8 protein-coding genes are annotated in these 13,404 nt (G+C 56.7%); all 8 read right to left on the reverse strand.

The genetic code is table 11. The features are described 5' to 3' along the window. Positions 1-52: 52 nt before the first annotated feature. Positions 53-3,193, reverse strand: coding sequence for an efflux RND transporter permease subunit (locus PL640_RS21040; protein WP_271363423.1), 3,141 nt, complete (start codon positions 3,191-3,193; stop codon positions 53-55). Next, on the reverse strand, positions 3,190-4,476 hold the full coding sequence (locus tag PL640_RS21045) for an efflux RND transporter periplasmic adaptor subunit (protein ID WP_271363425.1): 1,287 nt from the start codon (positions 4,474-4,476) through the stop codon (positions 3,190-3,192). The genes PL640_RS21040 and PL640_RS21045 overlap by 4 nt, the downstream gene beginning before the upstream one ends. Positions 4,477-4,873: 397 nt before the next feature. Beyond that, positions 4,874-6,070: a polysaccharide biosynthesis/export family protein gene (locus PL640_RS21050; protein ID WP_142842727.1), complete on the reverse strand. Its 1,197-nt coding sequence runs from the start codon at positions 6,068-6,070 to the stop codon at positions 4,874-4,876. A gap of 384 nt (positions 6,071-6,454) precedes the next feature. Next, positions 6,455-7,504, reverse strand: a complete 1,050-nt coding sequence (locus PL640_RS21055) for an acyltransferase family protein (protein ID WP_271363427.1) — start codon at positions 7,502-7,504, stop codon at positions 6,455-6,457. Between the two features lie 149 nt (positions 7,505-7,653). Beyond that, positions 7,654-8,616: a rhizobiocin gene (locus tag PL640_RS21060; RefSeq protein WP_271363428.1), complete on the reverse strand. Its 963-nt coding sequence runs from the start codon at positions 8,614-8,616 to the stop codon at positions 7,654-7,656. Between the two features lie 191 nt (positions 8,617-8,807). Further along, positions 8,808-10,121, reverse strand: a complete 1,314-nt coding sequence (locus PL640_RS21065) for an HlyD family type I secretion periplasmic adaptor subunit (RefSeq protein ID WP_271363429.1) — start codon at positions 10,119-10,121, stop codon at positions 8,808-8,810. Beyond that, a complete protein-coding gene (locus tag PL640_RS21070; RefSeq protein WP_142842731.1) occupies positions 10,114-11,850 on the reverse strand; it encodes a type I secretion system permease/ATPase in 1,737 nt (578 codons plus the stop codon). Before PL640_RS21070 ends, PL640_RS21065 begins: the two co-directional genes overlap by 8 nt. 309 nt (positions 11,851-12,159) lie before the next feature. Continuing rightward, positions 12,160-13,284 (reverse strand): glycosyltransferase family 4 protein, encoded by a 1,125-nt coding sequence (locus tag PL640_RS21075; RefSeq protein ID WP_142842732.1) that lies wholly within the window; start codon positions 13,282-13,284, stop codon positions 12,160-12,162. Positions 13,285-13,404: the final 120 nt, after the last annotated feature.

The raw sequence follows: 13,404 nt of genomic DNA on the forward strand, positions 1-13,404 counted from the left end.
AGTAAAAGCGGAAACGCTTTTGCGTCCGGACAACGCGTAAAATCAAAACGGTCTAGGCAGCGACGGAATCAGGCTCGCCTTCACCCTCCGGCTTTTGCGGCTCGGCATGCTTGCCGGCTGATTTCTTGCGGGAAAACAGACCGGCGAGGAAGTTGCCGAACCGGTCCATTTCCACGAAGATAACAGGGGTGATGAACAGCGTCAGCAATTGCGAGACGATAAGGCCGCCAACCACGGCGACGCCGAGCGGCTGGCGCAGCTCCGAACTGGCACCCGAGCCAAGCGCGATTGGCAGCGCACCCAGCAACGCGCAGAAGGTCGTCATCATGATCGGCCGAAACCGGCGAACGCAGGCTTCGTGAATGGCGGTGACGGCCGGTTCGGCCTTTTCGCGCATCAATTCCACCGCCACGTCGATCATCATGATCGCGTTTTTCTTGACGATGCCTATCAGCATCAACAGGCCGATAAGCGCGATGATCGAGAAATCCATGCCCATCACCTTCAACGCCACCAGCGCGCCGAAGGCCGCTGCCGGCAGGCCGGACAGAATGGTCAGCGGGTGAATGAAGCTCTCGTAGAGAACGCCGAGAACCACATAGATGGTCAGCACCGCCGCAAGAATGAGGATGCCGGTATTGCCCTGGCTCTGCTGGAAGATTGCCGCCGTGCCGCCATAGCTGGTGAAAACGTCCTGCGGCAGGCCGATCGTGGTTTTGAGCTGATCGATCCGGCTGGTGGCATCGGACAACGCCACCCCATCCGGCAGGTTGAAGGAAATCGTCGTGGAAACGAGCTGGCCCGTCTGATTGATGGTGACCGGTGCCTGGGTGCGGGTGAGGGCGGCGAAATTGGAAAGCGGAACCAGAACGCCGGATTTGGCCGAGAGAATATTGATATCGCTCAGGAAATCATCATTCCACTGTTTCGAACTGTCGAACTCCACGATCACATCATAGCTGTCACCGGTCGACTGGATTTGGGCGGCCGTATAACCGCCGAAGGACATTTCCAGCGTCTTGCGCAATTGGTCATTGGTGATGCCGAAGGCGGCGGCTTTTTCCGGATCGACGGAGATCGTTGCGGCGATGGCGCCGTTCTGGGCGTCGGAAGTGACGGCGGTGAATGTGTGGTCGCGGCGCATCGCTTCCATCAACTTGTTCGACCAGTCATTGGTCGTATCGGCATTCAGGCCCTGAACGACGAGCTGATACTGGCTGGCGGAACTGCGCCCGCCGAAACGCAGGCTCTGCTGCGGATTGATATAGGTGCGGATGCCGGCCACTTTCGATGTGGCCTGCCCCAGTTCCGCCAGCACCTGGCTGAGCGGCGCGCGTTGTTCCTTGGGTTTCAGTTCAACGAACATCGAACCATTGTTCAGCGGATTGCGGGAGTTGCCGCCGACAATGGAGGTGACATGCACAACGGCCGGGTTCTTGCGGATCTGGTCGGCGACCTGTGCCTGAAGGTCCCGCATCGCAGTATAGGAAATATCCTCGCGCGCCTGCGTCGACACGGAAAGGCGGCCAATATCCTCCTGCGGGAAGAAACTGGAGGGCAGGGTCTCGAACAGATAGAGCGAGGCGGCAATCGAGGCCAGAAACGAAGCCAGAACCACACGGCGGTGGGAAAGGCACCAGCCGACTGCACGGCCATAACCACGCAGCGTGCGCTCGAAACCGGCATCAAACCACCGGACGATGGCTGGCGGTCTGGACGAATTGCCGGAAAGGCGCGAGGCGAGCATCGGCGTTACCGTCAGCGACACCAGCGCCGAGGCCATGATTGCGAGCGTGACGACCATGCCGAATTCGTTGAAGAGCCTGCCGATCACCCCACCCATCAACAGGATGGGAATAAACACGGCAACCAGCGAGATGGACATGGACAGGATGGTATTGCTGACTTCGGCCGCCCCCTGAAGGGCAGCTTCCCGCATGGTCAGCCCTTTTTCATGCAGGCGTAATATGTTTTCCAGCATGACGATGGCATCGTCCACCACCAGCCCCACGGACAATGTCAGGCCAAGCAGTGAGATATTGTCGATGCTGTAACCCAGCACATACATGGCGCCGAAGGCGGTGATCAGCGACAAAGGTACGGCAAGGCCCGGAATGATGGTCGCCGTCAGGTGGCCGGTGAAAAGATAGATGACCGCGACGACCAGCCCGATGGTGAGGAAAAGCGTGAACTGGACATCGGAGATCGCATCCGTGATGGCGGTCGAGGCATCATTCATGACGTTGATGTTCACCGAGGGCGGCAATTGCTGGCGAAGTGCCGGCAGCTTGGCCTTGATGGCATCGACAACGTCGACGGTATTGGCGTCCGGCTGTCGCTGGACGGCAAGGATGATCGCCTGTTCGCCGTCAAACCAGCTACCGGCATTGGTGTTGTCGATGCTGTCGGTGACATTGGCGATGTCACCGAGATGGATAGGTGCGCCGTTATTCGTCGCCACGACCAGGGTGCGGAAGGCCGCGGCATCCGTGCGCTGGGTATCGGCCTCGATTGTCAGGCGCTGGTTGTCGTTCTGCAATGCGCCAACGGGCACCTGATTATTCGCCTGCGCTATGGCATTGGTAACGGTATCGACGCCGAGCCCGCGCGCCTGAAGCTGCGCCGGATCGAGGCCGATGCGCACGGCATAGGTCTGCGCACCATAGACACTGACCTGGGCGACGCCGGAAATGGTGGAAAGCAGCGGCGAGATGATATCTTCGGCGATCTCATCCACCTTGCTGGTTGGCAGTTCCTTGCTGTTTATCGCCAGCAACAGCACCGGGGCATCGGCCGGGTTGGTCTTGCGGTAGCTTGGCGTCGTCGTCATGTTGCTTGGCAATTGCCGTTGCGCGCGCGAAATCGCGGCCTGAACATCGGCAGCCGCAGCATCGATATCGCGGTTAAGGTCGAATTGCAGCACGATCGAGCTGTTGCCCAACGTATTGGTGGCGCTGATCTCGCTGACGCCCGGAATGGTCTCGAACTGCTTGACCAGCGGGGTGGTGACCGATGTGGCCATGGTCTGCGGCGAAGCGCCCGATAGCGACGACGAGACGCTGATCGTCGGAAAATCGACCTTCGGCAGTGCGGCGACGGGTAGCAGGCGGAAACCGGCAAGCCCGGCCAGCACGAGGCCGATGGCGAGAAGGGTGGTTGCGACGGGCCGGTTGATGCAGAAATTCGAGATCATGGGGTGCCAGCCTTTTCCTGCGGAACATTGGCGGCCAGATTGCCGTCTGCGCCACCCTTGTCGGAAAACTGCTCGACAACCTGCTGGCCATCGGCGAGTTCCGACTGGCCTTCGATGATGACATGTTCTCCACCGGACAGGCCGCTGGCGATGGCGGTGAGATCGCCGTTCGAACGGGCGACTTCGACCGTTGTCATATGAACACGGTGGTTCTCATCGACGGTATAGACAAAACTTCCCTTCGGCCCCGGCCGAACCGCAACCGTCGGCACGACGATCATCTCTTCATCCGAGACGAAGTGGGCTGTGACGTTGACGGATTGGCCGGGCCATAAAAGGCCGCGATCGTTCTTGAATTCGGCTTTCACCAGCACGGTGCCGGAGGTCTGGTCCACCGTATTGTCGTAAAAGCGCAGTACGCCCTGCATGGCTTCACCGCCGGTTGCCGCCGGATCTACATCCACAGTTGCGCCCTTCTCGAGGCCTTCGCGCAATTGCGGCAGATAACGTTGGGACAGACGGAAACTGACATCGATGGGGTCGTATTTCGTGATCGTCACGATATTGACGCCGGCGCTGAGATAAGCGCCGGGACTGACGCTGATATCGCCCAGCCGACCGTCAAAGGGCGCACGGATTTCCATATTCTCGAGCGTCACCTGGTCGGCGGCCAGTGCCGCGCGGTCAGCACCGATCTTGGCGCTGGCCGAATCCCGCGCCGCCTTGGCGAGATCCAGCACTTGCTGGGCTTCGGCATTCTGCTTGACCAGATTGGCGGCGCGCTGGAAAGCCGCCTCGGCCTGATCGAGCGTCGCCTGATCGGCGGCAATATTGGCCTTGTCCTTATCGACTGCGGCGCGGGCGATGCGGTCATCCATTTTCAGGATCAGATCACCGGCCTTGATATGCTGGCCGTCTTTTGCCGCGATTTCCGTGACGAGACCGGCCTGAAGCGGGGCGATATTGGTAATATCGGCGGCAACCGCCCAGCCTGTCGCCATGGCATCCATCGGCAGCGTCGCCTTTTCGACAGCGATGGTGCTGACGGTGGGCGGTCCGCCATTGCGCCGCCCGCCACCCTGTCTTTGGCCCTGTTGTGGGGCGGCCTGGCCGTTTTGTGCGTGCTGCGCCCTGGTATCAGCCGTGGCAGGGGCCGTCTGTTGCGAGACGCTGGCGAATTGCTTGAGATAGGGAATTTGATCGAGCGGCAGGCGGTCTTTGAAATACCACGCGCCGATGGCTGCGATGGCAAGAACGCTGAGGGCGGTCCAGAAACGTTTCATCTGACGATTCCGCATAATGAGAGCGATACATGTTTCCCGAACATGTGCGGCAAGCCTTGGGAGCAGCTTGCCACCCAGAAGATACCCATTGCGCTGCGAAATCACCTTAAACTTTTGTAATGGCGGCGACAATGGCCACGGCGCTACGCCTTGCGGAGCAGGGGGTGTGGCGGTTCTTGGCCGATGCCGGTCGCCGGCTTACCACGCGACAGCCGCTGCCTGAGCGTCGGCCTCTGCCTCCACGATCAGCATCTGTGTTCACCGGTGCCGTCAGTTGCTGGAGCGGAATGTCGTCGATATGCACCCTGACCGGCAGACAATTCCCGCTAATGGTTTCAGCCAAAAAAGCCGCCTCGTTTCCGGGGCGGCTTTGGTGTCAGCGGGGCGATGCCATGGGTCAGAAGGCCCGGATGGCATTGCGCGTCGCAAGTACATCCTCGGCCACATTGCCCGTCGTTGCGGGAACGGAGCCGACGAGATCGAGGAACTTGTAAAGTTCGGTTGCCTGCGAATTCGTGACGTAGATGATGTCGCGATCCTGCATCGGGAATTTCGTGCTGGCGAAGAAGGTGGACGGATCGCGCAGATTGGCGCGGAAGATGACCGGAACGTCCTGCCCGGGGAACTTGGACGTATTGATGCCGAGTTTGACCAGAAGCTCGCGCTTGACGGTGCGATAGACATAGACCTGGGCCGGATCCGCACGGGAATCGAGCAATCCGCCCGCCTTGCCGAGCGCATCCGAAAGCTTGAGATCGGCGTCCTCGAATTCGAAACGGCCGTTGAGGCCGGAAGCGCCGAAGGCGAGATAAGTGCGGCGCTCACGTTCCACCATGATCGTGTCGCCCGGAACCACATAGATGTTCTCGCTCGGCGTGCTGACGAGGTGATTATAGTTGACGCGCGCAGTCTTGCCGCGGCGGATCAGCGTTACATAGGATTCGATATTGGGCGCGCTGAGGCCCTTGGCATAGGAGATCACGTCAAGAACGCGATCGCCCGCTTCCGACAGCTGGACCTTTGTCGGCTCCTTGACATCGCCAAGCACGGAAGCCTGCGCCGAACGGCTGGAAATCTTGGTGATGAGAACCTGCGGTTCGATGGCGCGGTTGGCAAGTCGCTCCTCGATTTCGCTCTGCACATCCTCGACATTGCGGCCGGTCGCGCGGATCTTGCCGGCATAGGGCACGCTGATATTGCCTTCCCGATCCACCGTCTGGTTGGGCAGGCTGATAAAGTTGCCTGGGCGGCTGCCCGCATCACTCGGGATGAACAGACCACCCGCCTGGCTTTCGAAGATCGCCACCTGCACCACGTCGCCGACACCCATTGGCAGCGCAGGCACACCGCCCTTGCCACCGCCGAAGCTGCCGAGCAGGGTCGTCGTCGTGGTATCGCCGACATAATTCAGGACGGAGCTGTTTATGTCGATCAGCGCGTAGTCCACGCCTGCGGTTTTCTGCTTGTCCTTGGAACCAAATTTTACCGAAGCGTTGGATTCGATTGACGCCGCATCAGGCCCGGACGCCGCTGTGACCGTGCAGCCTGCCAGTGCTGCGGAGGCAAGCAGAATCGAAACATTCAATAAACGCATTTGGTCCTCAAAATGAATTTCGTCCGAAAAGTAAAACAGTCCGGACATCGTATAATTTTTAAAAAATAGACACGTCATAAACAGAGCCGGTAAAGGAAACTCCACCGGTATTACATTCTTTAAGCAGAATCGTATTTAGAAACTGCTTCTGCCCGCATCAGGCATATGCCCAATTCCAGGCGATGCTTCAAGTTCATTCACCGATCATCTGTGCCAGAAAGCTGCAATCGCGCACATTCGTGGTTCAGAGGAGCGTTGATGTCTTTGCTTTTAATATTCAGTCAGAGCCATAATCTCTTCGATTGCTGCATTGCGCTAGTGCAGTTTTGTCACGCTTGCGAAGTTTCTTTATGTCTTGATATCACGAATTGGTAATTATTTGTTTTACGAATGTTTTTTCAGCTTTTTACGGATGCGTCCGAAAGACGGTGTGATGTCGTTTGATCTTCTATGGGCCGAGGCGGGCAATGCCAGCCACTCATGGATGCCAAGGCGGATGGCGGCCATTTGAACGATGGCCGGCAGCGCAACACCGATGATTGTCGTGATTGCCAGAAGGCTTGCCATATCTGTCACCTGAAACAGTTTTACTGCGACAGCCCGGCCAAAGCCGATGGCGATGATGTGCATGACATAAATGCCGACGGACAGTCTCCCAAGCGTTTCAAATACGGACGATATCGCGTTTTCGCTCCTCGCGAGAATTTGCGATAGTGCGATCACCAGAAAGATGCCGAGAACGGCGGAGATAAAAGGGAGCCTTTCGGGAATCTCGGCTTGCCATGACAAATAGGCTGAAATTGCAAAGGCTACGAGCAGTCCGAGAAATGAGCGCGTATCGTATCGTCTCTGCTGAAAACCATATTGTTTCGCGACGATGCCGAGTGTGAAATACACGAAGCCGTAGGCGATATCCCACAGGACGGAATGGCCGAGTGAATAAAGCAATGTGAAAACAACGAGTGCGAGTGCCAGGCGGACAATCGCGGATAGCTGTGTTAAAACAAAGGATGCGAGCTGGCAGAAAAACAGCGCGTAGAGAAACCAGAAGGGACTGATCGGATTCCACAGGATTTCGAGAATTCTGGTAAAATCAATGACCGTATTTGTGAGGCCGAGACGCCCCATGGCAACCATGAGGCTGCCGTGCAGGAGCGACCAGAACAGATAGGGATAAGCGATATTTTTTCCCAGCTTGCCCAGGAAATCTCTGGGGTCCGTCGTTTTGCCGGATGAGAAAAACAGCCCCGAAACGAAGAAAAAAAACGGCATATGAAAAGTATAGATCGTGTAGTCGACAAATCCCAGAAGGCTGAATTGCGGTGGTGCGCCGGAAACGCTTAGTCCCCTTTCCGCGTGACCGAAAACCACAAGGATCATGCACAGGCCTTTGGCGACATCATAACTATTGTCGCGCGACTTTTTCTGTTCCATGTCGGTGCTCTGAAAAGTTTTTGATAAAATCTAAAAGTTCAAAAGAGAATGAGAAATTTCAGGACAAAAAAATCGTGGTCCGGATATACGGTCCGGACCACGATCATTTTAGGCAATGGCGCTGCTAATGCAAATTCTCTTTGAGAGAATTATGCGGTGAACCAGCCGCTGCCGGTAAGGTGAACACCTGAAACGATGATCTTTTCACCCTTGTGCGCGCCGTCCACATGGTAGTCGAGGACGGTGTCGTCGCCGAAGTTCGACAGCGTCCAGTCCGAGATTGTCGTGCCAACCAGCTTGAGCTTGTCCACGCTGGCGTTGAAGCCACTGATGGAGTCGGTGGCAAGGCTCTTGGCCATGTCGCCGAGATTGAACACGAAAGTATCGGCACCGCCGCTGGCGATGATGTGATCGATGCCCTTGCCGCCGGTTACCAGCGACGAAGCGAGCTTGACGCCGCTAAGATCGATCGTGTCGTTGCCGTCACCGGCGTTGATCGTGACAGAGGTTGCGCTACCGTCGGTGATGCCCTTGCCACCGTTTACGACATTGGTGCCGGCAGCAACGCCGCCTGCGCCCGCCGAAGACAGATCATTAAGGGCAGAGCCCGCCTTGACGATGATGGTGTCGTTGCCGGCACCGGTGTCGATGTTGAAGGCGTTTACCCAGGCTTTGTCGTTCGACAGAAGTGAGAGGGTGACCGTGTCATTGCCCGAGCCGGTGGAGATATTACCACGCTTGGCATTGAGAACTTCAACGTTGGAAGCGGTGGTGCCGCCAAGGTGAACGTCAACCTGCACGAAATCCTTGAACGAAAGGTTTTCTGCGGAGTCGGACTTGGCGAGAACGTTTTTCACCGAGTTCCATGCCGACGTCACGTCGAAATTGAAGCTGTTGGTGCTGGCGTTGTATCCAACATCGACCTTGCCGCCCACGCTGCTGCCGGGAACCGAAACGGCGCCGACATCAACGACGCCGGAATTGAGCGAGGAGCCGTTTTTGGTCTGCGTCGTCGATTCCGTGAGGAGCTTGTAAGCTTCCTGATCGATGAGATTGGTGAGCGACGAAACCGTCGAAGCGCCGCCATTACCGAAAGTGACAGTTAATGCCATGTTACTCTCCTATAAATTTTTGAGACTGAAATGAATTGAAATTTACTCTAAACTTAGCAATGCCTACGATATTTAATCCATAAAAAATAATAAAACAAGAGACTAATTTACGCTTATTTTTAACTATACTGAGTGTCTACCCGCATATTTTGTGAATGTTTTCATTCGGATAACCTGCAGCATAAAGAAGCTTATTCCTGTATGAACGTTTTATTAAGTCGGTCCTGAAACGGTTTCACGAAATAGGACAGAACGCTTCTCTCACTCGTCTGTATGAAGACTTCGGCCGGCATTCCCGGGTACAGTTTTCCGCCCGGAAGATGCTGCATCCCGATCTTATCCGGTTTGATCCGCAGGGTGTAAAAGGAGGCCCCGGTTCGGGAATCCATCTGTAGATCGGGAGCGACGACGGCGACTTCGGCAACGACATCAGGTGTCGTGCTCTGGTTGAAGGCCGTGAACCGGATGGTGACCGGCTGGCCGACGTAAATCTGGTCAATGTCCCGCGGAAGTATGTCCGCTTCGATTGCAAGGTCGTCTTTCTCCGGCACCACCAGCATCAGCACTTCACCCGGCTGAATGACGCCATTTATATTGTGCACGGAAAGCTGATAGACACGCCCGGCGATCGGTGAACGAATATCAAGGCGATCCAGCTGATCGCGTGTTGCGGCAAGCCGTTCTTCGTATTCGGCGACCGTTGCCTCGACCGATGTGAGGTCTTTGGTAACTTCAGACTTGCGGTCTTCGTCGAGCTGCAGCAGCTGCAGGTCCATTTCACTCATCTTGCCCACCGTCTGGGCGCGGGCCGCCATATATTGGCCCTGCTGGCCTTCGAGGTTGGACAGCTGCCGCTTCAAGAGATTGAGCCGCTGAAGCGTGACGAGCCCCTTGCTGTAAAGTTCCTGCGTCTTGGAAACATCCTCCTTGACGATGGCAAGCTCGTTTTCGGTTGCCTCAACCTGAACGCCCATGCCTCGCGCTTCGTCAAGAAGTTGCTCCTTGCGCGTTGCCAGCTGTTTTTTCATGCCGGTCAGCGCGCTGAGGCGGCTGTTAAAAAGCCCCTGTTCGCTGTCGATGAATGTCCTGGCGGATTTCGGATTGGTCAATTCCACCAGATCTTCCGGCACGGTGAAAGACGCGGCCTCGGTAATTTCGGCGCGCAGTCGGGCACGGCGCGAATAAAGTTGCGCGAGCGTGTTCTCCACGATGGATAAATTGGCCTGAACGATCGTGTCGCTCAGCCGCAGCAAAATCTGGCCTGCATCGACCCTGTCACCTTCGGCGACCCTGATCTCGCTGACAATGCCGCCGGAAAGGTGCTGGATTTTCTTGGAGTTGCCTTCGACGACGACCCGTCCCGTGGCGACGACTGCGCCGGCAAGCTTTGCCATGGCTGCCCAGCCGCCCAATCCGACGAGCAGGGCGACGGCGAGAACCATCACTGCGGCGGAATGCTTTATGAGAGACGCATTCGTGACGCCGGCTTTTTCCTGCTCAACCATTTTCGCCCACCCGATTTTCGATCCTGCGCGTTTCTTCCTCCGCGGCCGGCACCTGATGCAGGTTTTGCCGCAGGATTTGCGCCAGCACTTCTTCCTTGGTGCCGAAGCGCAGCATCCGGCCGCCGCTCATGACCATCACGAGATTGACGCTTTCAATGGCGCTGGGACGATGGGCGATGACGACAACGATGCCGCCCCGCGCCCTGATGTCGCCGATTGCATTGCGCAGCGCCATCTCGCCTTCGCTGTCCAGATTGGAGTTTGGCTCATCCAGAATCACAAAAAACGGTTCGCCGAAAAGCGCGCGCGCAAGGCCGATGCGCTGCTTCTGCCCGCCCGATAAGGCCTCGCCACGATCGCCGATATAGGTGTCGTAGCCGCTTGGCAGGCTCAGGATCAGGTCATGAACCTGAGCCGCCTTGGCCGCCGCAACGATTGCTTCCGCTGTCGCATCACGGTCAAATCGCGCGATATTCTGCGCGACGGTTCCCGCCATCAACTCCACCTGCTGGGGCATGTAACCGATGGATTTTCCGAGAACCTCGAAATCCCATTGGTTCAACGCTGCGCCATCGAAGCGCACGGAACCGCGCTCATAGGGCCAGATCCCCGTCATCAGGCGCGCCAGCGTTGATTTTCCGGACGCGCTTGGACCAATGATACCAAGCCCGTCGCCAGCATTCAGCGTAAAGGAAATATCGGCAACCGTATCGCGCGCAGCACTCGGCGGCCCACCCGTCACACGATCGACGGCAACGGTATATTGCGGCCGCGGCAGGGAAAGTGGCGGCGGCGGCTCAGGCACCAGTTCAAGAAATTCGTTGATGCGTTTCCAGCCCTGTCGCGCCGTCATGAAACTGCGCCAGTTGGCTATTGCATGTTCGACGGGGCCAAGCGCCTTTGCCGAAAGGATCGAGCCCGCGATGATGCTGCCCGCCGATGCATTGCCATCGATGACCAGCACGGCGCCGATTGCCATGACGCCGGATTGCAGCAGCAGGCGGAATGTGCGCGATATCGCGCCAAGCATGCCCGCCGTATCGGAGGTCGAAAGGGTGACGGCACGATATTGAGAATGCAGATCGCTCCACATCGAGGTCACCGCACCCATCATGCCCATGGTTCTGATGGATTCAATATTGCGCTGACTGTTGCCGACGAGCGTGTTTCTCTGCCCACGCGCGGCATAAGCCTGTTTGGTCGCCTTTTCGGTGAGCCAATTGGTCAAAAGCGTCAAGATGACGAGAATGACGGCGCCGCCAAGCACGGCAAAGCCGATCCACGGGTGCAGGGCAAAACAGATCAGCAGATATATAGGGAGCCAGGGAATGTCGAAAAATGCTCCGGGGCCCGGACCGGACAAAAACTGACGTATCTGATCGAGATCGCCGACGATCTGCAAGCCATCGATCTTGGCGGAGGCAAGAAGAGGAGCGCCGATCGATGCCCTGAAAAGCTTCTGATTGAGCGCGTCGTCGATGGTATCGGCGATACGCGCCAATATCCGGCTGCGCAAAACGTCAAAGCCCATCAGAAAGGCGTAAAGGATGATGAGGAGAACGACCAGCGCGACAAGCGAAGGGATGCTCTTGCTGGGCAAAATGCGATCGTAAACCTCCAGCATGAAGAGCGAGCCGGAAAGATTAAGAATATTCATCAGCGCACTGGCAAGGCCAACAGCGAAAAAAGCGCGCCTATTTTTTGTTAAAAAAGAATTAAATAAAAACATATTAACACCTAAAACTGCGCGAAAATCGCACAATAAATAAAATTAGGCAATGCTGTTTGAGAATGAACTGGATAAACCGATTAACGCATCTTAGGATTAGTGCCGCTGGGCCAACCTGCAACAATAAATCCGGCTAATAATTAGCACTGGCCTTTGTGTGTGTATCCTCGATATTTAAATGCTTCGCGCTGAGGCGGGATCGCTGATCTGGATCTACTTCGGCGCTGTCATTAACAGGCGTGCCGCTAGCGGTTTAGCATTATCGATCGGCACGGCTCGGTCTTCAGCCGCGCAACGGGTCGTCGACGTTCAGGCCCGTTCCGCCAGTGCAAAATTCACGGTATCGGCAAATTCCCGCAGGAAACGTTCCCGTGAGAAGCGGGCGGCATTGTCGATGCAGGCGTTCTTGTCGAAGCGCTCGGAATTATCGACGAATTCCTGCACGGCGGCACAGATCGCTTCCGGTGTCTGTTCGCCGAAATAGAGGCCCGTCGGCTGGTTTGAAGCGCCAAGCGGGATGACCGTTTCAAGCACGCCGCCTCTGCCATAGGCGATAACCGGTGTTCCCAGCGCCTGCGATTCCACCGGCACGATGCCGAAGTCATCTTCTGCCGCAAAAACGAAGGCCCTGGCTTCCGCCATGTATTTATGAAGCTCCTCATTGCCGACGAAGCCAAGGATTTCAACGTTGGGCGCGGCGATGTCGCGAATACGTTTCATGTCGGGCCCGTCGCCGATGACGACGAGGCGCTTTTCGGGCATCTTCGCAAAGGCTTCGACGATCAGGTGCACCTTCTTGTAGGGCACTAGCCGCGAAGCGGTAACGAAATAGTCGCCTTTCCATTCGGAAGGAGACAGATGCGAGGTGTCCACCGGCGGATAGATCACCGTTGAATCGCGCCCGTAACATTTGCGCACCCGGTTGCGAATGAATTTGGAATTGACCGTCATCAGGTCAACGCCGTTGGCGGTGCGTATATCCCACATGCGAATATAATGCAGGATGGCGCGCGCAATCCATGAGGCGAAGCCGCGATTGAGTTTTGTTTCTTTCAGATATTGGTGTTGGAGATCCCAGGCATAGCGGATGGGGCTGTGGATATAGGAGACGTGGAACTGGCCCGGACCGGTGATGACACCCTTGGCGACGGCATAGCTTGAGGAGATCACCAGATCGTAACCGCTGAGATCAAATTGTTCGATGGCAAGCGGCATCAACGGCAGATAGGAACGGTATTTCTTTCGGGCGAAGGGCAGTTTCTGGATGAAAGAGGTGTTGACGGGCCGGCCGCCGAGGAAACCCCGGTCGCGCTCGCTCATGAAATCGACAAGGCAGTAAAGATCCGCGTGAGGATAGATTTCGAGAAGGTTGTGAAGCACCTTTTCAGCCCCACCTCGGTCGGTGAGCCAGTCATGGACGATTGCCGTCTTCATAATTTCCTCAATAATTTCAACGTAATAAAAATTTATAATCCGCCCTGGAAAAAACTCGGCGGTATAGAATGGCCTGCTTGTCTCCAGTCCTGAAAAAGCGGCTGCCGGAGACGGAATGAT

Origin of the sequence: Agrobacterium sp. ST15.16.024 (assembly GCF_027956545.1) — a bacterium.
Classification (GTDB): domain Bacteria; phylum Pseudomonadota; class Alphaproteobacteria; order Rhizobiales; family Rhizobiaceae; genus Agrobacterium; species Agrobacterium cucumeris.